This window comes from Micromonospora mangrovicola, assembly GCF_047200535.1.
Classification (GTDB): Bacteria; Actinomycetota; Actinomycetes; order Mycobacteriales; family Micromonosporaceae; genus Micromonospora.
This window is the reverse complement of sequence record NZ_JBJZOG010000062.1, coordinates 15,692-37,187: the sequence shown is the minus strand read 5'-3', so window position 1 is coordinate 37,187 and position 21,496 is coordinate 15,692. Positions and strand designations below refer to the sequence as shown.

Annotated in this window: 20 protein-coding genes; 9 read left to right on the top strand and 11 right to left on the bottom strand. The window is 72.4% G+C overall.

The window, feature by feature from the left end; translation table 11 throughout:
* On the top strand, positions 1 to 1,434 hold a 1,434-nt coding region (locus ACL02O_RS22685), incomplete at its 5' end, for a hypothetical protein (protein ID WP_412820141.1).
* Positions 1,435 to 1,613: 179 nt separating this feature from the next.
* Positions 1,614 to 3,698, top strand: a complete 2,085-nt coding sequence (locus tag ACL02O_RS22680; protein ID WP_412820140.1) for a hypothetical protein — start codon at positions 1,614 to 1,616, stop codon at positions 3,696 to 3,698.
* Positions 3,699 to 3,751: 53 nt separating this feature from the next.
* Here ACL02O_RS22680 and ACL02O_RS22675 read toward each other — a convergent pair whose 3' ends face one another.
* From ACL02O_RS22675 to ACL02O_RS22660, 4 genes are all read right to left on the bottom strand, one after another.
* On the bottom strand, positions 3,752 to 4,513 hold the full coding sequence (locus tag ACL02O_RS22675) for a LytR/AlgR family response regulator transcription factor (protein ID WP_412820139.1): 762 nt from the start codon (positions 4,511 to 4,513) through the stop codon (positions 3,752 to 3,754).
* Positions 4,510 to 5,733, bottom strand: coding sequence for a sensor histidine kinase (locus ACL02O_RS22670; protein ID WP_412820138.1), 1,224 nt, complete (start codon positions 5,731 to 5,733; stop codon positions 4,510 to 4,512). The genes ACL02O_RS22675 and ACL02O_RS22670 overlap by 4 nt, the downstream gene beginning before the upstream one ends.
* Before the next feature lie 39 nt (positions 5,734 to 5,772).
* Positions 5,773 to 7,278, bottom strand: coding sequence for a sugar transferase (locus ACL02O_RS22665; protein WP_412820137.1), 1,506 nt, complete (start codon positions 7,276 to 7,278; stop codon positions 5,773 to 5,775).
* Between the two features lie 325 nt (positions 7,279 to 7,603).
* Positions 7,604 to 8,464, bottom strand: coding sequence for an Fpg/Nei family DNA glycosylase (locus ACL02O_RS22660; RefSeq protein WP_412820136.1), 861 nt, complete (start codon positions 8,462 to 8,464; stop codon positions 7,604 to 7,606).
* 24 nt (positions 8,465 to 8,488) lie between these two features.
* Between ACL02O_RS22660 and ACL02O_RS22655 the strand changes: the two genes are divergently transcribed.
* A complete protein-coding gene (locus tag ACL02O_RS22655; protein ID WP_412820135.1) occupies positions 8,489 to 9,778 on the top strand; it encodes a glycosyltransferase family 4 protein in 1,290 nt (429 codons plus the stop codon).
* Positions 9,779 to 9,869: 91 nt separating this feature from the next.
* Here ACL02O_RS22655 and ACL02O_RS22650 read toward each other — a convergent pair whose 3' ends face one another.
* The 5 genes from ACL02O_RS22650 to ACL02O_RS22630 all read right to left on the bottom strand — a co-directional run bounded on the left by ACL02O_RS22650 (position 9,870) and on the right by ACL02O_RS22630 (position 13,715).
* The gene (locus ACL02O_RS22650) at positions 9,870 to 10,595 is read right to left on the bottom strand and encodes a CDP-alcohol phosphatidyltransferase family protein (protein WP_412820134.1); all 726 of its coding nucleotides are present in this window, start codon (positions 10,593 to 10,595) and stop codon (positions 9,870 to 9,872) included.
* Positions 10,570 to 11,637, bottom strand: coding sequence for an iron-containing alcohol dehydrogenase family protein (locus ACL02O_RS22645; protein ID WP_412820133.1), 1,068 nt, complete (start codon positions 11,635 to 11,637; stop codon positions 10,570 to 10,572). Before ACL02O_RS22645 ends, ACL02O_RS22650 begins: the two co-directional genes overlap by 26 nt.
* Entirely contained in the window at positions 11,625 to 12,356 is a 732-nt protein-coding gene (locus ACL02O_RS22640; RefSeq protein WP_412820132.1) for a phosphocholine cytidylyltransferase family protein, read from the bottom strand. The genes ACL02O_RS22645 and ACL02O_RS22640 overlap by 13 nt, the downstream gene beginning before the upstream one ends.
* Before the next feature lie 94 nt (positions 12,357 to 12,450).
* Positions 12,451 to 13,269 (bottom strand): hypothetical protein, encoded by an 819-nt coding sequence (locus tag ACL02O_RS22635; protein WP_412820131.1) that lies wholly within the window; start codon positions 13,267 to 13,269, stop codon positions 12,451 to 12,453.
* On the bottom strand, positions 13,266 to 13,715 hold the full coding sequence (locus tag ACL02O_RS22630; RefSeq protein WP_412820130.1) for an NUDIX domain-containing protein: 450 nt from the start codon (positions 13,713 to 13,715) through the stop codon (positions 13,266 to 13,268). The genes ACL02O_RS22635 and ACL02O_RS22630 overlap by 4 nt, the downstream gene beginning before the upstream one ends.
* A 114-nt stretch (positions 13,716 to 13,829) precedes the next feature.
* On the opposite strand from ACL02O_RS22630, the gene ACL02O_RS22625 reads away from it, so the two are divergent.
* The 3 genes from ACL02O_RS22625 to corA all read left to right on the top strand — a co-directional run bounded on the left by ACL02O_RS22625 (position 13,830) and on the right by corA (position 16,979).
* The gene (locus ACL02O_RS22625) at positions 13,830 to 14,222 is read left to right on the top strand and encodes a CBS domain-containing protein (protein WP_412820129.1); all 393 of its coding nucleotides are present in this window, start codon (positions 13,830 to 13,832) and stop codon (positions 14,220 to 14,222) included.
* A 155-nt stretch (positions 14,223 to 14,377) separates the two neighbouring features.
* Entirely contained in the window at positions 14,378 to 15,472 is a 1,095-nt protein-coding gene (locus ACL02O_RS22620; RefSeq protein ID WP_412820128.1) for an aminotransferase-like domain-containing protein, read from the top strand.
* A gap of 358 nt (positions 15,473 to 15,830) precedes the next feature.
* Complete coding sequence (gene corA, locus ACL02O_RS22615) at positions 15,831 to 16,979, top strand: magnesium/cobalt transporter CorA (RefSeq protein ID WP_412820127.1); 1,149 nt, start codon at positions 15,831 to 15,833, stop codon at positions 16,977 to 16,979.
* Positions 16,980 to 17,052: 73 nt separating this feature from the next.
* On the opposite strand, the gene ACL02O_RS22610 is transcribed toward corA, so the two are convergent.
* Positions 17,053 to 17,847 carry a hypothetical protein gene (locus ACL02O_RS22610; RefSeq protein WP_412820126.1) on the bottom strand — a complete coding sequence of 265 codons (795 nt, stop codon included), beginning with the start codon at positions 17,845 to 17,847 and terminating at the stop codon, positions 17,053 to 17,055.
* 84 nt (positions 17,848 to 17,931) lie between these two features.
* Between ACL02O_RS22610 and ACL02O_RS22605 the strand changes: the two genes are divergently transcribed.
* Complete coding sequence (locus tag ACL02O_RS22605; RefSeq protein WP_412820125.1) at positions 17,932 to 18,462, top strand: peptidylprolyl isomerase; 531 nt, start codon at positions 17,932 to 17,934, stop codon at positions 18,460 to 18,462.
* 24 nt (positions 18,463 to 18,486) lie between these two features.
* Positions 18,487 to 19,431 (top strand): rhomboid family intramembrane serine protease, encoded by a 945-nt coding sequence (locus tag ACL02O_RS22600; RefSeq protein WP_412820124.1) that lies wholly within the window; start codon positions 18,487 to 18,489, stop codon positions 19,429 to 19,431.
* Positions 19,432 to 19,463: 32 nt separating this feature from the next.
* Here ACL02O_RS22600 and ACL02O_RS22595 read toward each other — a convergent pair whose 3' ends face one another.
* Positions 19,464 to 19,901: a PH domain-containing protein gene (locus ACL02O_RS22595; RefSeq protein WP_412820123.1), complete on the bottom strand. Its 438-nt coding sequence runs from the start codon at positions 19,899 to 19,901 to the stop codon at positions 19,464 to 19,466.
* A gap of 115 nt (positions 19,902 to 20,016) precedes the next feature.
* On the opposite strand from ACL02O_RS22595, the gene ACL02O_RS22590 reads away from it, so the two are divergent.
* On the top strand, positions 20,017 to 21,189 hold the full coding sequence (locus ACL02O_RS22590; RefSeq protein WP_412820122.1) for a thiolase family protein: 1,173 nt from the start codon (positions 20,017 to 20,019) through the stop codon (positions 21,187 to 21,189).
* Positions 21,190 to 21,496: the final 307 nt, after the last annotated feature.

The window sequence follows — 21,496 nt, the reverse complement described above, 5'->3', positions numbered from 1 at the left end:
GCGGCGGGCCTCGCCGGGACGAACCCGTCGTCCTTCGAGATCCGCACCAACGAGTGCTCCGGCAAAACGGTCGCGCCGGGCGGCTACTGCCGCCTGGTCGTGGCACCGAAGGCGCTGCGCTGGGGTGACTACACCGCCAACCTTGAGGTGGCGGACAACAGCGCCTACGGCAAGCGGGTGGTGCCGTTGAAGTTCACCGCGTACGACACGGTGGTCGGCATGTACTACCCGCTGCCCCCGCAGCGTCTGCTCGACACCCGCACCACCGGCCAGGGCCCGCTCGGCCCGAAACAGTCGATGGCGCTCCAGGTGACCGGGCGGGGCGGTGTGCCGGCCGGCGGTGTCGGCTCGGTGGTGCTGAACGTGACGGTCACCGGGCCGACCGCGGACAGCTTCCTGACGCTGTACCCGAGCGGCGAGTCGGTGCCCACCGCGTCGTCGATCAACTTCCCGGCCGGCTGGCTCGGCTCGAACAACGTGACCGTGAAGGTCGGCGCCGACGGCAAGGTCATGATCTACAACCGCAACGGCTCCACCCACGTGGTGGTGGACGTGGTCGGGTTCTACGCGGCGAGCGACACGGTGAAGAGCAGCCTCGGCTGGGGTGGCCAGTACCAGCCCGTCGAGCCGGCGCGGCTCATCGACACCCGCCCCAACACCCTCGCAGCCGGGCAGACCATCAGCAGCTACGTCGACTTCGGCCCGTCCAGCCCGCGCGTCAAGGCGCTCATCCTCAACATCACCGCGGTCAAGCCGGTCAAGGCGGGCTTCCTCAGCGCCTGGTCCGGGGAGACCGAGGTGCCAACCTCCTCCACCGTCAACTACGGGGCCGGCAAGGTGGTGCCCAACCTCGCCTTCGTCCGGACCGGCCGGTGCACCGACTGCAACGGCCTCCCGTACGCGGTGCCGACCTTCTCCATCTACACCTCCCAGGTGACCAACCTGGTGGTGGACCTCGTCGGGGTCATCGACGACGGCTCGCTGCCGGACGGGCTCCGGTTCACCCCGCTGAGCCCCACCCGGATCGCGGACACCCGCAGCGGTCTCGGCACCTCCGGCGCGCTCGGCGCCGGTGAGACCCGGCGGATCACCGCCCCCTCGGCCGTGGCCACCCCGACCACCGAGGTGCTGGCGATGAACGTGACCGCGGTGTCGCCGACGAAGGACACCGTGCTCACCGTCTGGCCGGCGGACGCCGGCATGGACCGGCCGGGCGTGAGCAACCTGAACCCCGCCGCCGGGCAGATCGTCTCCAACGCGGTGATGGGCGGGATCGGACCGCAGGACGCGTTCAACGTCCACAACCTCACCGGAGACGTCCACCTCGTCGCAGACGTGGTCGGCCAGTTCTACCTCTACTCCGGCACCGCGAGCACGACCGCCCTGGCCGGCGGGCAGCCGCTGACCGTGCGCAGCACGGGCATCCGCAACTGACACCATCCGTGTGAGGGCGTCCCGGCGATCACCGGGACGCCCTCACGCGTATCCTCCGTCGGTACGCCGAGGTCACCAGGCAGGTCGGGCCAGGCGACCAGCGTCCCTGTTCCCCGTTGCCCGGCCCGCCGTCCGTACCCGGCGCTGATTCTCATCCCTTCCTCCCCCAGGGGGTGTCCATGCCAAGACTCCGCAGGCTCCTCGGCGTGCTCGTCGCCGGGGTCTGTGTCGCGACGGCGCTGCCCATGGTGGCCCATGCCGCGCCCGCCGCCCCGTACACCGCCCTCGTCGTCGACAACACCCAGTTCGGTGGTGACGCCACCGGTTCGTGGGACGGCGGCAACGCCACGATGGTCCCGATGCTCTTCGAAGACGACCACTTCGCGCTGGAGGCCCGGTGGTCCGTGGCGTCCGGCCCGAGGTCGACGCGGGTCGACGTCTGGCCGCCGTACGGGCAGACCTTCCAGGAGGGCACCACCTACCCGGCCTCGAACTGGCCGGGCGCCACCAGGGCGGGGTTCTACGTGGAGGCTCTGCAGTGCCCGGCGGAGATGGTCGGCACCGTCTCGGTACGTCAGGTCCGCCGGGACGCCACCGGGACGCTGACCGCCCTCGCGGCCGGCTTCGACGCGCACTGCTCCGGGGACACCCGAGTGGTCGACGGGGAACTCCGCTGGAACTCCGACGCCGGGTACGTGGCGGTGGTGCCGAGCGGTGCGCTGGACTTCGGGCGGGCCGAGGTCGGGCAGGCGCGGGTCACCCGCACCGAGACCTTCAGCTCGGCGGGCAGCGGTGACGCCGCGTTCGGCACCACACGGATCGAGGGTGCCGACGCGGCGGCGTTCGAGATCACCGGGGACACCTGCTCGGGCCGGACCGTACCGACCGGCGAGGCCTGCGCCGTGACGGTCGTCGCCGCACCGACCAGCGGTCGGGTGCAGACCGCCACCCTGGTGATGCCGGACGACACCGGGTACGGCCAGCGCTCCGAGTCGCTCACCGTCGAGGGGTGGGAGGGTGTGATCGGTGCCTACTACCCGCTGGACACGCCGTTCCGGCTGATGGACACCCGGTACGGCATCGGTGTGCTCGGTACTCCGATCGGACCTGGTGGTACGGCCCGCCTCCAGGTCGCCGGCCGGGGTGGACTGCCCACGGGCGGCATCAGCGCCGTGGTGCTGAACGTGACCGTGACCGGGCCGACGGCGAGCAGTTTCCTGACCGTCTACCCGTCGGACGCCGACCGACCCAACGCCTCCTCGATCAACTTCCCGGCCGGCTGGCTCGGCTCGAACAACGTCACCGTGAAGGTCGGTGCCGACGGCCAGGTGAACATCTACAACCGCAACGGCTACACGGACGTGGTCATCGACGTCTCCGGCTTCTACGCCGGCAGCAACTGGTATTCGACCAACCCGCATCGGGGTGCCCAGTACCATCCGCTGACGCCCCGCCGGCTCTTCGACACCCGGACCGACGGCGGCGCGATCCCGGCCCGCGGCAGCCAGCAGGGCTGGGTCGACTTCGGTGCGACCCTCAGCCCGAAGGTGCGCTCGCTCGTCCTCAACGTCACCGCGGTGGCGCCGGCGAAGGCGGGCTTCCTGACTGTCTGGTCCGGGGAGGGGTCGGTACCCACCGCGTCCACCGTCAACTACCGTGCCGGGCAGGTGGTGCCGAACCTGGTCGTGGTGAAGACCCGCGCCTGCACCGACTGCGGTCAGACGTACGAGCTGCCGTCCTTCGCGGTCTACAGCTCCCAGTCCACGCAGGTGGTCGTCGACCTGGTCGGCGTCCTCGACGACGGCACCGTCACCGACGGCCTGCGCTTCACGCCGATCACGCCCACCCGGATCGTCGACAGCCGTAGCGGCATGGGCCTGTCCGGACCCCTCGGCGCCAACGTGACCCGCGCGGTCACCACCCCACCGGCCCTGGTCACCGAGGAGACCCGCGCTGTGGCGACCAACGTGACCGCGGTGTCGCCGACGATGAACACGGTGATCACCGTCTGGCCGGCGGACATCAACGCCGCCAAGCCCGCGGCGAGCAACCTGAACCCGGCCGCCGGGTCGATCGTCTCGAACGCCGTCCTGACCGGGATCGGGCCGCAGGACCGGTTCAACGTGCACAACCTGGCCGGCAGCACCCACCTGGTGACCGACGTGGTGGGCACGTACTGGCTCTACCCGGCCACGGCGAGCGCGCCGGACTCCACGGCCGCGTCCCCGTTCGTGGTCCAGGCGGCGGGACACCGGGCCGGCTGACCCGACCGAAGGGCGCTCCGGCACGGGCCGGGGCGCCCTTCGGCGTGTCCGGGTCAGCGGGTCCAGTCCTGCTTCGCCGCCCGGACCAGCTTGTCCTTCAACTCTCGGGTGTGCCGGCGGCTCACCGGCAGCTCGGTCCCGTCGATCACCACCACGTAGCCCGAGTTCACCAGCCGCAGCTCGGCGATCAGCTTCAACTGCACCAGGTACGACCGGTGGATCCGGACGAACCCCGCGTCCGCCCAACGCTCCGCCAGCGTCGCCAGCGAGACCCGGACCAGGTGCGACCCCTCCCCGGTGTGCAGCCGCGCGTAGTCGCCCTGCGCCTCCACCCAGCGCACGGCCGAGCGGGGCAGCATCCGGGTGGTTCCGGCCAGCTCGATCGGGATGGTCGGATCCTCCTCCGCCCGGGCCAGCGCCGCCGGGTGCGACGGCACCACCCGGGAGCCGATCACCCGGCGCAGCGACTCGGCCAGCCGCTCGGCCCGTACCGGCTTGCGGACGTAATCAGTCGCGCCCAGATCGAAGGCGTCCACCGCGCCGTCGTCGTACGCGGTGACGAAGACGATCGCCGGTGGCCGGGCGAACCGCCGCAACACCCGGGCCAGCTCCATGCCGTCCAGCCCGGGCATCCGGATGTCCAGGAAGACCACGTCCACGTCGCCGTCGCGGAGCACCCGCAGCGCCTCGGTCGCGTCCCCGGCCGTGTGCAGCCGGGCCACCCGGGGATCGGCGCGCAGGTGGTACGCCAGCTCGTCCAGTGCCGGCGGCTCGTCGTCGACGGCCAGCACCCGCAGGAACCCGGTGGTGTTCATGACCCCGCCCGCACCCCGGGATGGAACTTCGGCACCCGCATGCTCACCTTCGTCCCCGAGCCCAGGCCGGTCTCCACCACCAGGCCGAACCGGTCCCCGAAGACCGACCGGAGCCGTTCGTCGACGTTCGAGAGGCCGACGTGCTGGCCGGGGTCGTCGGCCGGGTCGGTGCCGGCACCGGCCAGCTCGGCGATGCCGGTGGTCAGCGTCGTCGGATCCATCCCCACTCCGTCGTCCTCCACCGTGATGTGGCACTCCGCGCCCGCGTCCCGGGCCTCGATGCTCACCATGCCGGTGCCCGGCTTGCGGGACAACCCATGGCGGACGGCGTTCTCCACCAGCGGCTGGAGGCAGAGGAACGGCAGGGTCACCGGCAGCACCTCCGGGGCGATCTGGAGGCGCACCTGGAGCCGCTCGCCGAACCGGGCCCGCTCGATGGTCAGGTACCGGTCGATGGAACGCAGCTCCTCCGCCAGGGTGGTGAACTCTCCGTGCGCCCGGAACGAGTAGCGGGTGAACTCGGCGAACTCCAGGATCAGCTCCCGGGCCCGCTCCGGGTCGGTCCGGACGAACGAGCCGATCGCGGTCAGCGCGTTGTAGATGAAGTGCGGGCTGATCTGGGCACGCAGGGCGCGTACCTCGGCCCGGGCCAGGCGCTCCCGGGACGAGTCCAGCTCGGCCAGGGCGAGCTGGTCGCCGGCCCAGTGCGCGGTCTCCAGGGTCGCCTGCACCAGCCCGGGGGCGGGCTGCTCGCAGGCGACCGCCACCAACGCCCCCACCACCCGGCCGTCCGCGCTCAGCGGGGCGACCACCGCGCCGCGTACCGGGCAGTCCACCAGGTCGCAGTGCAGCTCCGACTCGCGCAGCACGTTCGACCGCCCGGTGCCGACCGCCTTCCGGGCCGCCGCGAGCAGCTGGTCGGCGTGGTGTGCGCCGCGCCCGTCGAGGGCGAGCAGGGCGTCCCGGTCCGTCAGGGCCAGCCCGGCCGCGCCTACCAGGGCCCGCAGATGACGTACGGCCTTCGCCGCGCCCGCGGTGCTCAGTCCGGCCCGCAGCGGCTCGGCGGCCAGCCCTGCGGTGTGCAGGACCTCGTACGTGGCCCGCTGGGTCGCCGTCGCGATCCCCCGCCGGCCGCGTAGCCGCAGCACCGCCCAGAGCGCCGCGGCGAGCGCGCTGACCAGCGAGACCACCCCGAAGGCGGCGGAGAGGTTGGCACTCACGCAGCGATCCTGGCCTCTTCGGGTCCGCTCGCCAAGGGGTCAGTAGGCGCCCTTGCGGGCCAGCACCACCCCGACGGTCCGCCACAGGATGCTCAGGTCGTACGTCAGCGACCAGTTGTCGACGTAGTAGAGGTCGAGCCGGACCGCCTCGTCCCAGGAGAGGTCGGAGCGGCCGGAGACCTGCCACAACCCGGTCATGCCCGGCCGGACCAGCAGCCGGCGCCGGACGTCGCCGAGGAAGTCACCGTCGTCGGCCGGCAGCGGGCGGGGCCCGACCAGGGACATCTCGCCCCACAGCACGTTGATCAGCTGAGGCAGCTCGTCCAGCGAGGAGGCGCGCAGGAAGCGGCCCACCGCGAAGACTCGCGGATCCTGCTTCATCTTGAACAGCATGCCGTCGGTCTCGTTCTGGTCGACCAGGCCGGCCAGCCGCTCCTCGGCGTCGACGTACATGGTGCGGAACTTCCAGACCCGGAAGATCCGCCCCTCGTGCCCGACCCGGGGCTGCCGGAAGAAGACCGGTCCGGGGTCGGAGATCCGAATGGCGACCGCGATCGCGATGAACAGCGGGATCAGCAGGGCCAGGCCGAGGCCGGCGGCGACCCGGTCCATCAGGTTCTTGGCCAGCAGCGCCGGGCCCGACAGCGTCGGCTCCTCGACGTGCAGCAGCGGCAGGCCCTCGATCGGGCGGATGTGCACCCGCGGACCGGCGATGTCGGTGAGCTGCGGCGCGACCACCAGGTCGACGCCGGAGCCCTCCAGCTGCCAGGCCAGCCGGCGTAGCTCGCCCGGTTCGGCGCTGGCCGAACCGCAGACCGCGATGGTGTCGCCGCCCACCTCACGCACCAGGGCGAGCACGTCCCGGCCGGCGTAGACCGGCACCGGCGTGTCGATGCCGCGCGCGGCGGCGTACCCGTCGGTGAGGTGGATGGCCACCGGCACCAGGCCGGCGCCCGGGGTGCGGGTGACCGCGGTGTAGACCTCCAGACACTCCGGCAGGGTGCCGATCAGCACCATCCGGTGTCCGGCCTGGCCGGCCCGGCGGCGGATCGCGTGCAGCGTGAGCCGGGCGACCATCCGGCCGAGCAGGATCAGCAGCAGCGCGCCGAGCAGGTCGAAGCCGACCGTCCACCGGGAGAGTGAGGTCTTCGTCGCGAAGGCGATGAACGAGACTGTGGCGGCGACCGCCACGCCGGCCCGGATCACCCGCTTGAACTCGTCCGGGCCCAGGCCGAGGTAGCGCCGGTCGTACGCCCGGTTGCCCCACAGGATGATCAACCAGCCGACCGGCAGCAGCAGGAAGGCGACCGTGTAGAACCACGACTGGGGCGCGTCCCGGAAGCCCGAGGCGGCCTGCTCGAAGATCTGGACCGCCAGGAAGCTCGCCAGCGCCGCCGCGCCGAAGTCGAGCAGCAGCAGCGCCGCGATGTAGGGACGGTGCCAGCGGGACACCCGGCGGCGGGCACGGGCCCACGCCGACCGGGGTACGCCGTTGTGCGACGGCGGAGTCGGCGGCTGGATCTCGAAGCTGTCGACGTGCCGCACGCTCTTGCTCCGGCCTGTGTTGGTTACCGGGCGCTGGAGGCTTGTCGTCACCTCAACCCATGTCCTCCCGCATGACCCGTGCCCTCACTCGGCGTGAGGTCCGTGGTCGCCCACCGTTCCAGTTTCCCACGCGAGTCCGGGCCGGACGGCTGCCCGAGGCGAATGCCGTCCGTCGGTGCTCGCGGGGATCTGGCCGGCTCCGTATCGGTTGTGAAGCCGGGGACCGAGCCACTATACCGATGGATGGCGGCCCCGGTAGAGGTGCGGAGCGGGAGGTTCGGCGATCCTGGGTCGATTCCTCTCCGTAATCGGCGCGTGGAATTACTCACCGTACGAGCCGGGACAACCTACGGTCAGCGAGCGGCTTGCCGCCGGTCTGACAGGTGGGGCAGTACTGGAGGCTGGAATCGGCGAACGAGACCTCGCGCACCGTGTCGCCACAGACGGGACAGGGCAGCCCGGTCCGGGCGTGCACCTTGAGCCCCGAGCGCTTCTCGCCCTTCAGCTCGGCGGCGCGCTGCCCCATCGAGCGGCGGACCGCGTCGCCCAGCACCGTGCGGGTCGCCGAGTGCAGCGCGGCCAACTGGTCGTCGCTCAACCGGTCGGTGATCGCGAACGGCGACAGCTTCGCCGCGTGCAGGATCTCGTCGGAGTACGCGTTGCCGACGCCGGCCAGCACCGCCTGGTCGGTCAGCACCCCCTTGACCTGCCCGCGCCGGCTGCGCATCCGCTCGGCGAAGGTGGCCAGGTCGGAGCCGAGCGCGTCCGGGCCGAGCTTGGCCACCCCGGGCACCTGGGCCGGGTCGGTCACCAGGTAAGCGGCCAGCTTCTTCTGGGTGCCGGCCTCGGTCAGGTCGAAGCCGGAGCCGTCGTCGAGGCGTACCCGCAGGGCGACCGGGCCCTTGCCGGGGCGCAGCGGGGCGGTCGACGGGAACGCCTCCCGGTAGTGCAGCCAGCCCGCCCGGGCCAGGTGGACCACCAGGTGCAGCCCGCCGTCGAAGATCACATCCAGGAACTTGCCGTGCCGGCCCGCGCCGACCACCGACCGACCCGCCACCGCGCTCGGCGGCGGGTCGTACGTCTTCAGGGCACTGATCGCGGCGACCTCGACACGTTCGACACGCCGGCCCACCGCCCGCTCGCGCAGATAACCGGCGAGCGCTTCCACCTCCGGTAGTTCGGGCACCGTACAACGGTAGCCTTCTTTGCCGTGAGAATCGTGGTGGCACACAACCGGTACCGGGAAGCCCAGCCGTCCGGCGAGAACACGATCGTGGACGCCGAGATCGGGCAGTTGACCGCGGCCGGGGTGGAGGTGCTGCCCTTCCTGCGCAGCTCCGACGAGATCCCCGCGATGTCCAAGGCGGCCAAGGCGCTGCTGCCGATCTCCCCGATCTGGGCACCGAAGGCCCAGCACGACCTGGACCGGCTGCTCGCCGAGCACCGGCCCGACGTGCTGCACCTGCACAACCCGTACCCGCTGCTCTCGCCCTGGGTGGTGCGGACCGCGCACAAGCGGGGCGTGCCGGTGGTGCAGACGGTGCACAACTACCGGCAGGTCTGCTCCTCCGGGCTCTACTTCCGCGACGGCGTGATCTGCCAGGACTGCCGGGGCCGAGCGTTGGGCGTGCCCGCCATCGTGCACCGCTGCTACCGGGGCTCCCGGGCGCAGAGTGCGCTGATGGCCACCACCCTCGCCGTGCACCGCCCCACCTGGCGGTCGGTGGATCGCTTCATCGCGCTCACCAGCGCCGTCGCCGACCACCTGCGCGACTACGGCATCCCGGACGACCGGATCGTGGTCAAGCCGAACGCCGTCCCCGACCCGGGTGCCCCGGCGCCCCTCGGCGAGGGCTTCCTCTACATGGCGCGGCTCACCCCGGAGAAGGGGCTCGACCTGCTGCTGGAGGCGTGGCGGCGGCACCCGGTCGGCGCGCTCGGCCCGCTGCGCATCGCCGGCGACGGCGAACTGCGCCCCCAGGTCGAGGCGGCCGCCGCCGAGCGCTCGGACGTGGTCTACCTGGGGCAGCTCGACCGGGCCGGGGTACGCGCCGCGCTCACCGCCAGCGCTGTGGTGCTGGCCACCTCCACCTGGCACGACGTGCTGCCCACCGTGATCATCGAGGCGTTGGCAGGTGGCCGGCCGGTGCTCGGCACCGCGCTCGGCGGCATCCCGTACCTGGTCGGCGCGGACACCCCCCGGGAGCCCGCCGGCACCGGCCCGGCCGACGTGGCCTCCGTGCCCGCCGGGGGGTCCGACCGCCCGGCCATGCCCGAGGGCACCAAGGCGGGCGACGCCGGCTGGGTGGTCCCGCCCGAGCCGGCTCTGCTCGCCGCCGCCCTGCCCGTGGCCCGGGCCGGCGCCGCCGCGCTGGCCTCCTCCGCCCGGGCCCGCTACGAGCGCATCTTCCACCCCGACGTGGTCACCAAGCGCCTCATCGACATCTACGCCGACGTCGTTGCCACCGCCCGCACCAGCCCCGCTAATTCACGGAAATAGTGGCTGTTCCGGCCGCCAAAGCCACAATTTCCGTGAATTTGGTGGCCGGGAACGCGGCGCGGGGCGCGCGGCACCGAGCTGGGCGGACGCGTCAGCGGAGCGAGGCGCGGGCGGAGAAGGCGATGCTGGCGAGCAGGAAGCCGCCGTTGACGATGGTGAAGGCCACGATCAGCCAGACGGTCAGCGCGGGGGCGAGGGCGAGCACCAGGCCGGCCAGGAAGATCACCGCGCCGTAGTCCCGGACCAGCTTCACCAGGCGTACCGGGAGCGAGGTCGAGGTGACCATGCTGGCCGCGTTCGGGCCCGCCTGCATCACCGAGGTGACCAGGTTGACCATCCAGGTGCCGGCGAAGACCGCCACCAGCCAGGTCGGCGTCGACGGGCGCTGCGCCACGGCGGTCGCCCCGAGGGCGGCGACCAGAGCGATCTGGGCGGCCACGTCGCAGAGCACGTCGACCCGGGCGCCGGCCGCGCTGCCCTGCCCGGTGACCCGGGCGAGCTGACCGTCCGCGCAGTCCAGGGCGTACGCGATCTGCCACACGACCAGGGCGACCAGCCCGACCACCCAGGCCGGTACGGTGCCGCCGGCAACCTTGCCGGCGAGCGCGACCACGGTCACCGAGGCGGCCAGGCCCAGCACCAGGTTGGTGAGGGTCAGCGCGGTCGGGCGCAGGCCGAGCCGCTGGGCGATCATCGCGAAGACCGCCCCGATCCACTGGCTGACCGACTCGCTGAACAGACCGCCGCCCCGGTTGACCCGGTGGAAGTCGGCGACGGTGGGACGGGACGGGTCAGCCAAGGTGATCGCGAAGTTCATCGAGGTAATCTCCCAACCGCCGACGGGTCTCGTCCGGCGACATCGCGAGGTGTTCGAGGATCGTGTAGCGGTCCGGCCGGGTGGCCGGGGCGAACTGCACCGCCTCGACGAACTGGTCGTCGGTGAGTCGCACGTCGGCGGGGACCCGGGGCAGGCCGTGCCGGGCCAGGCAGGCCGACATCTCCGTGAACCGGCGCTCGTCGCCGCGCAGGAAGGTGCAGAAGAGCGCGCCGAGCCCGGCCAGTTCCCCGTGCGAGGCGGTGCCCGGGTAGAGCGCGTCGACGGCGTGCATGATCTCGTGGCAGCCGCCGCTGGCCGGCCGGCTGGTGCCGCAGACCGCCATGGCCAGCCCGGTGGAGATCAGCGCCTCGGCCAACACGGTGACGAACGCGTCGTCACCCATGTCGCCCCGGTGGGCGAGCACCGCCTCGGCGCCCATCCGGGCCAGCGAGGCGGCCAGGCCGTCGACCGGCTCGCCGCGTACGTCCCGGGCGAGCTCCCAGTCGGCCAGCGCGCTGATGTTGCTCACCACGTCGCCGATGCCCGCCCGGTTGTGCCGTTCCGGTCCGGCCTCCACGAAGTCCAGATCGACGATCACGGCGATCGGGATGTGCACCCCGTAGGAGCCCTTGATCCCGTCGGTGATCAGGCTGGCCACCGGCGAGGCGATCCCGTCGTTCGCCAGGCCGGTCGCCACGGTCACCATGGGCAGGCCGCGCCGGGTGGCCGCGTACTTGGCCACGTCGATGGTCTTGCCACCGCCGATGCCGACCACCGCGTCGTACGACCGGTTGCGCAGCTTGGCGCCCAGGTCGTCGGCGGCGTCCAGGGTCGCCCCGGCCACGGTGAACACGTCCGCCGAGCGCAGTGACGGCCGGACCAGCTCGGCGATCTGCTCGCCCTGCCCCGGCCCGACCACCACGGCCACGTCACCGCCGGCCGAGATCCGCCCGTCGACGAGGATCGCCGCGAGGTCCGCCACCGCGCCCCGCCGGACGTCGATGTGCAGCGGGGTGAGGATGGTCCGGGCTAGTAGCGGCACGCGATCTCCCGCGCCCGGGCCAGGTCGTCGTGATTGTCCACCTCGACCCAGGACACGTCGCCGATCGGCGCGGCCCGCACCTCGCCGCCCCGGTCGGCGAACTCCTGGTAGCCGTCCTCGTAGTAGAGGTTCGGGTCGCGCCGCCAGGTCGCCTCCAGGGCGTCGGCGAGGGCGTCGGCCACCTGCGGCTCGATCAGCGTCGCGCCGATGTACTCGCCGTACGCGTCGAGCGGGTCCATCAGCTTGGTGATCCGGGTGAGCTGGCCGGCGGCGTCGAAGGTGGTCTTCATCTCCTCCTCGGCCAGCGGCTTGATGTTGTCGATCGCCAGCAGGATGCCCGGGCCGCGCTCGGCCAGCAGGGTCTTCTCCACGCTCACCGGGTGCACGGTGTCGCCGTTGACCAGCAGCACCCCCCGGGAGAAGTGTTCCCGGGCCAGCCAGAGGGAGTACGCGTTGTTCCACTCCTCGGCCTTGTCGTTGTGCACCAGGGTGAGGGTGACGCCGTACTTCTCCTCCAGCGCCGCCTGCCGCTGCCGGACCGCGTCGGCGGCGTACCCGACCACGATCACGATCTCGGTGAGCCCGACCTCGGCGAGGTTGCGCAGCGCGATGTCGAGGATGGTGGTCTCCCCGTCCACTGGCACCAGGGCCTTGGGCAGGGTGTCGGTGTACGGGCGCAGCCGACGGCCCGCACCGGCCGCGAGCACCATTCCGATCATGCCGACGTCCTCCCCCACAAGCTGACACACGGTCATCGTGGAGGATAACGTCAGCCGGGCGTAGCGCTCCGGCCAACCGGTGTTACCCGGGGGTTCAGCCGGGAAGCGCGGCGAGGTCCGCGATCACGCCCAGCCGCTCCTCGGCGGTGAGCACGGTCCACGGGCCGGCGGCCCGGCGGTCGGTCTCCTGCTCGATCGCCAGCCGCTCCGGTCCCGGCGGCAGCTCGGCGATGCTGGTCGCGGTGTGGCCGGCGGCGGTCCAGGCCGCCGCGTGCGCGTCCGCCCGGTGGTAGCGCAGCGTGCCCAGCCGGTTGAGCAGCAGCACCCCGGGCGGGGTGCCCTCCGGCTCGTGCGGCGGGGCCATCGCGGCGAACGCCCCGGGCTCGTCGTCCTCGGCCAGCAGCAGAGCGTACGCCAGCACCCGGCCGAGCGTGCCGACCAGGCGGGCCACCCGCTCGTCGTGCCCCGCCCACAGCTCCTCGGTGACCTCGGCGTGCACGCCGTACAGCTCACTCAGGAACGCCAGCCCGCGCTCGGTGGCGCAGTAGCCGCCGTCCGGTACGCGCTGGAGCATCCCGTACGCGACCTGCTTGTCCACGGCCCGCTGGCACGACGCGGAGTCCCGGTAGCGGGTGACCGCCGCGAAGCCCGGCCCGTCCACCGTCCCGCCCGGCGTGGCGAGCCGGGTGCGGAACTCCACCAGGAAGCCGGTCGCCGCGGGGCCGCCGTACCGGGAACTCAGCTCCGCGCCGCCGCCGTCGCGCCCGGCCAGCATGCCGGCGACGAAGGCCCGGTCGATCGCCGGGGCGACCAGCCCGGCGATCCGGTGCGACGGCAGCTCGACCTGGTCGACCGGCCCGGCGGGGCGCGCCGGACGCGGTGCCGCGCCGCGATCCGGAACGGTCGCGCTCACAGACCGATCGAGCGCAGCGCGGCGAAGCCGTCTTCGGCGATCCGCCGGATCAGCCCGTCGTTGACGTCGCGGTGCTCGTCGAGCAGGTCGACGTCCTCCTCGGTGAGCCAGCGGAACTCGGTGTGCTTCCCCTCCTCCAGCCGCGGGCGGCTCAGGTCGCCGTCCACCCGCACCAGGAAGTCGGTCTCCACCCGGGCCAGCCCGTCGTCGCCGGTGTACCCGTACTCGCCGACCAGGCCCAGCACGTGCGACACCGACCAGCCGGTCTCCTCGACGACCTCGCGCCGCAGCGCCTCCTCGACGGTCTCGCCGGGTTCGAGGTGGCCGCCGACGATGTCCCAGCAGTTGGGGAAGAGGGTCCGGTCGGCTGACCGGCGCTGGATGAAGATGCGGCCGTCGTCGTCCACGATCAACGCGCCGGCGCAGCGAAGAGGCTCGGTGGGCACGGGACGACAGTAGCGAGCCGGGGCCGTCCGGGGCGATGCCCGGTCTTGTCCCGGTAAGCATCGATGGCCCACCATGTCCGTACCGAGGCCACCGTCCCAAAGGGGTGATGCGTGATGCAGGTTCGGGAAGCGATGTCCAGCCAGGTACTCGTGGTCGGCCCGGAGCACACGCTCCGTCAGGCCGCCCGGATGATGTCGGCCCGCCGCGTCGGGTCGGCGGTCGTGATCGACCCGGACTCCGAGGGGATCGGGATCATGACCGAACGTGACGTGCTCAACGCCATCGGCGCCGGACTCGATCCGGACGTGGAGCGCACCGGAGCCCACCTGACCTGGGACGTCGTCTACGCCGGTCCGGACTGGACGGTGGAGGAGGCGGCGGCGGCCATGGCCCGGGGCGGCTTCCGGCACCTGGTGGTGCTGGACGGCCGCGAGGTGGCCGGGGTGATCTCGGTACGCGACCTGATGCGGGTCTGGGCCGTGCGGCAGGCCACCACGGCGGTCTGACCCGGACGCCGGGGCCCGTCGGGCCCCGGCGACGGGGGTGTTCGTGAGCCCGTTTCGGGTCCCGGATCGGCCGGTCGGACGGATCGACCGCCCGCATGTTGAACTTCGCGTGTATGCCGGCCGGACCGCCCGGAGCAGGCCCTAGGCTCGTGCGCATGACCGCCGAGCAGCTGATCTCCTTCGCCCGTGGCGCTCCCTCGCTGGACATCGTCGATGTCGAGGGGCTCAAGGCCGCCGCCGTCCGCGCCTTCGACGCCGACCCTGCCGGGATCACGGCGTACGGCACCTCCGTCGGTTACCCGCCCCTGCGGAAGTGGATCGCGCAGAAGCACGGCGTCGAGGCCGACCAGGTGCTGATCACCAACGGCTCCCTCCAGGCCGACGCCTTCCTCTTCGACCACCTGGTCCGCCGGGGTGACGCGGTCGTCGTCGAGCGCCCGACGTACGACCGGACGCTGCTCAACCTTCAGCAGATGGGCGGCGAGATCCACGGCGTGACCGTCCAGCCGGACGGTCTGGACACCGCCGAGCTGCGCAAGCTGCTGGAGTCGGGGGTCCGGCCGCGGCTGGCCCACGTCATCCCGAACTACCAGAACCCGGCCGGCGTGACCCTCTCCTTCGAGAAGCGCCGGGAGTTGCTCGACCTGGCCGCCGAGTACGGCTTCACGATCTTCGAGGACGACCCGTACGCGGACATCCGGTTCCGGGGCGAGCCGCTGCCCTCGATGCTGTCGATGGACACCCGGGGCGTGGTGGTGCACGCCTCCAGCTTCACCAAGACGGTCTGTCCGGGGGTCCGCGTCGGCTACCTGGTCGGCCCGCCGGAGCTGATCGCCACGATCGCCAAGAAGGCCACCAACCTCTACATCTCGCCCGGCATGGTGTCCGAGGCGATCGTGCACCAGTTCTGCGTCTCCGGGGACATCGAGCGGTCGATCCGTACCGTGTCGGCGGCCCTCGGCGAGCGGGCCGGGGTGCTCGCCGAGTCGCTGCGCCGGCACATCCCGGAGGCCCGGTTCGTGGAGCCGGACGGCGGCTACTTCCTCTGGGTGGAACTGCCGGAGGATGTCGAGGTGGACCGGCTCGCCCCAGCGGCCGCCGAGCGCGGTGTCGCGGTGGTCAAGGGCAGCGACTTCCTGATCGACGGCGGCCGGCACGCGTTGCGGCTGGCCTTCTCCGCGGTGACCGCGGACCGGATCGACGAGGGTGTCCGGCGGCTGGCCGAGGCGATGAACGCCGTTCGGGGCTGATCTTCTGTCGGGTTTCCGACAGTTCGGCGATGCCGACCGGCTCAGCCCTCCCGCTGGGCCGGTCGGCGGCCCACAATGCTGCGAGCGCCGTTCACCTTTCTTCGGTGGCGGGTCCGCCCGCCGGGGAGCCGCACCACGCCCCCCGTCCGGACCGCCGGCGCGGACAGCAACACTCCCGCCCCCAATGGGTGCCGGGTGGGCCGTGTCGCCCCTCACCCCCCTGACGCGGCCGGCCCACCCGGCGCCACCCGTGGTGTGACGCCCGCCGCACCCGCCCCGTCGCCGCCCCGTCGCCCGCGCTGCGGTTCGTCCCGATCGGCGTAACCTGCAAGCCGCAGCATCGTGGGGAGGGGGCGAGATGACCGACCGAGTGGCACGCGACCGCACCGCCGGGCAGCACGGCGGCCGGGGACTCCGGCCACGGGCCTGGGCGGCACCGGTACGCGCGATGTCCCGCATCCTCAACGCCGACGGCTCCCCGCGTACCCCCCAACCGGCCGGCCCGGGGCGGAGCGGGATCGTCGACTGCGGCCTGTACGTCGACGGCGAGCGCCAGCCCGGCGAGTGGCACTACGCCGACGCCCTGGCGGCGGCCCGCCAGGAGCGGAACGCCTTCGTCTGGCTCGGCCTGCACGAGCCGGAGCTGGACGAGATGAGCGCCATCGCCGCCACCTACGGGCTGCACGAGTTGGCGGTGGAGGACGCGGTCAAGGCCGAGCAGCGTCCCAAGCTGGAGCGCTTCGGCGATGTCTCCTTCCTGGTGCTGCGGACCGCCCGCTACTGCGAGCACACGGAGCTGACCGAGAACTCCGAGGTGGTGGAGACCGGCCAGGTGATGCTCTTCATCGGGCCGAACTTCCTGATCAGCGTCCGGCACGGGGACGCCTGCCGGCTCGCGGCGGTCCGGGCCGACCTGGAGGAGAAGCGGGACCTGCTGGAGCACGGCCCCTGGGCGGTCGCGTACGCGGTCACCGACCGGGTGGTGGACCTCTACCTGGAGGTCGCCGACCGGCTGGAGGACGACCTTGACGTGCTGGAGGCGGACGTCTTCGACCGGCAGAGCAGCGGGCGGATCCAGCGGATCTACCAGATGAAGCGGGAGCTGGTGGAGTTCAAGCGGGCCGTGGTGCCGTTGCAGCGTCCGCTGCTCACCCTCACCTCGCAGGTCAACCGGGACGTGCCGCAGGAGGTGCGGCGCTACTTCCGGGACGTGCAGGACCACCTCAGCCGCACGGTCGAGCAGGTGAACTCCTACGACGACCTGCTCAACTCGATCCTCCAGGCGCGGCTGGCGCAGGTCACCGTCGACCAGAACAACGACATGCGCAAGATCGCCGCGTGGGCCGCCATCGCCGCGGTGTGGACCGCGATCGCCGGCATCTACGGCATGAACTTCCACAACATGCCGGAGCTGGACTGGACGTACGGCTACCCGGGCGTGTGGGCGCTGATGCTCGTGTCCTCGTTCACGCTCTACCGCTGGTTCCGCCGCAACGGCTGGCTGTAACTCCCCGGCACGGCGAAGCGCCGGCCGCGCGGGGTGTACCCCCACGCGCCGGCGCTCTCCGCGGACCGCCGGGTCAGCGGCGGCCGCTGGCCCTGGCCGCGTTCTTCTCGGTGTTCAGCGCCTTGGTGACGTCGTCGGCCGGACGGCCGGAGACGTCCCGCGCACCTTCGGCGACCGAGGGGACCTTGTCGGTCGGCTGGATCGCCGGCTGGCTGCTCGCCTTGGCGGTCGACGCGCCGCCGTTCCCGGCCACCGCCGAGGCGCCGGGACCGGACTGGGTCACCTTGGCGGTCGGGTCGGGGGTCTCCACCACGATGGTGTCCACGTCCTCGCGCATCGGCTCCAGCTTGCCGGTCGGGTCGTACTCGGTCCATTCCAGCTGCTCGCGGCGGCGGCGCATGGCCATCGCCCCGGCCAGGCCGGCGACGGTGCCGGCGGCCAGCAGTCCGGCCATCATGCCGCGCGACTTCTTCTGCTTCTTCCTGGCGATCTTCATGTTCTTGGCCTTGACCTTCTTCGACACGGCGGCCTGCTTGGCGGCGGCTGCCTTACGACCCTTCACGCTCTTGGCCGCGGCCTCGGCCTGCGCGTTGCGCATGGCCATGAGCAGCGGCGCGAGCGCCGCCGCCGTCGAGGCGACCCCGGTCGATGCCCGGTCCCGGACCATGATCGCGGTGGGCGCGACAGCGCCCCGGGCTGCCTGAACCCGCGGGCCGACCGTGGCGCCGGCACCCTTCGCCGCGTGCGTCGCGGCCTGCCTCAGGTGACCGATGCCCTGGTTGAGCTCGGCCTTTGCGAGCTGCCCCCGGGTCTTGCGCCGCCCGATTCCAAACACGGTCCCACCTCCTGGGAGTTGTTCCTTCGCCATCCTCCACCTTTGGATGCCTCCGCATGGCCAGATCGGGCACATGGGAGGATCCGCATGGAACTGACCAACAAGTGAGGAGTACCCGTGGCCGAGGCTGTCTACGCCACCTTGCACACCAACGCTGGCCCGATCCGGCTGGAGCTCTTCCCGAACCACGCGCCGAAGACCGTGCGCAACTTCGTCGAGCTGGCCGAGGGCACCAGGGAGTACACCGACCCGCGCACCGGCCAGCCGGGCAGCGGGCCGTACTACAACGGCACCATCTCGCACCGCGTGATCAGCGGCTTCATGGTCCAGATGGGCGACCCGACCGGCACCGGACGCGGTGGACCGGGCTACAAGTTCGGCGACGAGTTCCACCCGGAGCTGCGCTTCGACCGGCCGTACCTGCTGGCGATGGCGAACGCCGGGCCGGGCACCAACGGCTCGCAGTTCTTCATCACCGTCTCCCCGACGCCGCACCTGAACAACCGGCACACCATCTTCGGCCAGGTCGCGGACGAGCAGTCGGCCAAGGTCGTGGACTCGATCGCGAACACCCCGACCGGCCCGAGCGACCGGCCGCTGCAGGACGTGGTCATCGAGCGCGTCGAGATCGAGCACAAGCCGGCCTGAGCGGTCCCGGGTACCTTTGCTCGCATGACCGAGCGCTCCGGGCAGGCAGGTGACGCCACGAACGGGCCGGTGCCGACCGCACCGGTCTGCTACCGGCACCCCGATCGGGCGACGTACGTCCGGTGCACCAGGTGTGACCGGCCGATCTGTCCCGAGTGCATGCGGGAGGCCTCCGTCGGGCACCAGTGCCCGGAGTGCGTCAGCGAGGGACGCCGCAGCGTGCGGCCGGCGCGTACCGCCTTCGGGGGCGGTGCCGCCGGCCGCCAGGGCTACGTCACCAAAACGCTGATCGCCCTGAACGTGCTGGTCATGCTCCTCTCCATCGTCTTGGCCCGGAGCGGGACCGCGGTCGCCGGCGGTGGCCTCGGCGGCCTGCTCGGCGGTTCGACCCCACTGACCCGGTGGGGCGGCGTGCTCGCCTACGCCTCGTACGTTCCCTTCGGCCCGCTCCACGGCATCGCCGCCGGCGAGTGGTACCGCCTGATCACCGCGATGTTCCTGCACTACGGCCTGGTGCACCTGCTGCTCAACATGTGGGCGCTCTGGGTGCTCGGCCGGACGCTGGAGGCGGTGCTCGGCCCGCTGCGCTTCCTCGCGCTCTATCTGATCGCCGGGCTCGGCGGCAACGTCGCCGCCTATCTGTTCAGCCCGCAGAACTCCAGCACCGTCGGCGCGTCGACCGCCATCTTCGGCCTCTTCGCCGCGATCTTCGTGATCATGCGCCGGCTGGGCCGGGACACCTCGGCGATATTGCCGATCCTGGTGATCAATCTGGTCTTCACCTTCACCGTGCCCGGCATCTCGATCGCCGGCCACCTGGGCGGCCTGGTCACCGGCGCGCTGATGGCGCTGGTCCTGGCGTACGCGCCGCGGATGCGACGGACCCTGTTCCAGGCGGCGGGCGGCACGATCATCGCGCTGGTGCTGCTCGGCCTGGTGCTGGTCCGCACCGCCATGCTGGCCGGCTGACCGCGGCGCCCGGCCCGGCGGCGGATCCGCCGTCAGCGGGCGGCGGCGGCGCGGGCGGCGCGCAGCGCCTCGGCGACCTCCTCCGGTGGCGCGTCCAGGTCGTACCGGCCGAACAGGTGCAGTGACTCGCCCGCGTCGACCTCCAGCGTCTCGGCGGTCAACCCGCGCCGGGTACGCCGTTCCACCCGGATCGCCTCCACGGCCGGCCAGGGCAGCCGCCGCCGGCCGGCGAAACCCTGGATCACCGTGATCCCCTCCGCGTCGACCGCCAGCCGGACCGGCGCGACCACGTCCCGTGCCGCCCAGCCGAGCAGCGCGGCGGCGGCGAGCCCGGCGAGCACGACCGGGACCAGGTCGCCGCCGGCGAAGAGCAGGCCCAGCGCGATCAGGACGAGCGCGGCGGCCGACTTGGCGGCCGGCAGGACCGTCGGCACCCGCCACTGGCGGGCCGGGGGCGGCTGTGGAGGCACCGCCCCAGCATGCCAGCCGCCCCGCCGGTCGCGGCGGTGGCCGGCGGGACGGGGGAGGACGACCGGCCGGCTCAGGACGTAGGATCGGGACAGCCCAAGTTACCCGGGAGTAAATATGAGTGACGCGGTCATCGTCGGTGCGGTACGCACCCCCGTCGGGCGGCGCAAGGGCAGCCTTGCCGGCGTGCACCCGGTCGACCTCTCGGCCCACGTGCTGCGTGCCCTCGCCGAGCGGACCGGCATCGATCCCGCCCAGGTCGACGACGTGGTCTGGGGCTGCGTCTCCCAGGTCGGCGAGCAGTCGTGGAACGTCGCCCGCAACGCCGTGCTGGCCGCCGGCTGGCCGGAGTCGGTCCCCGGCACCACGCTCGACCGGCAGTGCGGATCGAGCCAGCAGGCGCTGCACTTCGCCGCTGCCACCGTGCTGTCCGGCCAGGCCGACCTGGTGGTCGCCGGTGGCGTCGAGTCGATGACCCGGGTGCCGATGGGTTCCAGCGTCGCCGGTGGCCTGCCGTTCAGCCCCGCCATCCTCGAGCGCTACCGGGGCGTCGAGGGTGTCGCCGAGGACAGCCCGCTCCCGTTCAACCAGGGCGTCGGCGCCGAGCTGATCGCCCGGCGCTGGCGGTTCTCGCGTACCCAGCTCGACGAGTTCGCGCTGGCCAGTCACGAGAAGGCCGCCGCCGCCCAGGATGCCGGCGCGTTCGATCCCGAGCTGGCCCCGGTGGCCCTGGCCGACGGCGGCAAGTTCAGCGCCGACGAGGGCATCCGCCGGGACACCTCGCTGGTCAAGCTCGGCGAGCTGGCCACCCCGTTCAAGGCCGACGGCGTGGTCACCGCCGGGTCGGCGTCGCAGATCTCCGACGGTGCCGCGGCGCTCGCGGTCACCACCAGCGAGTGGGCGAGCCGGCACGGCCTGCGCCCGCTGGCCCGCGTGCACACCGCCGTGGTCGCCGCCGACGACCCGGTCACCATGCTCACCGCCCCCATTCCGGCCACCGCCAAGGCGCTGCGCCGCGCGGGGCTGGGCATCGAGGAGATCGGGGTGTACGAGGTGAACGAGGCGTTCGCCCCGGTGCCGCTGGCCTGGCTGGCCGAGACCGAGGCGGACCCGGAGCGGCTGAACCCGCGCGGCGGGGCGATCGCCCTCGGCCACCCGCTCGGCGGATCCGGCGCCCGGATCATGACCACCATGCTCCAGCACATGCGGGACAACGGGATCCGCTACGGCCTGCAGACCATGTGCGAGGGCGGCGGGATGGCCAACGCGACCATCGTCGAACTGCTCTGAGCCCGGCCTGATCGCCACCGTCGGCCGGCCGGTCCGGCCGACGGTGGCGGCGGTCGGGGGTGTTTTCGGAGTTCGTCGAGGGACTGTCGATTCCGGACGGTCCGGCCCGGTTCCCGCCGGCCCTGGACGGCCGACCGGTCGCGTGGACCGGCCCGCACGGGCAGTCCCCGCGTCGGCTGGAGAACTGACCCGAAAGGAACGAGATTCCGCTCGGGTCTCGACAGAACGACGTTCATCTGTCAAGAATCGTTGGGCCGGTGAGAGCGAGTGACGCCAGGCGTCCGCCGCCGGTCTTCCGTACTGGGAC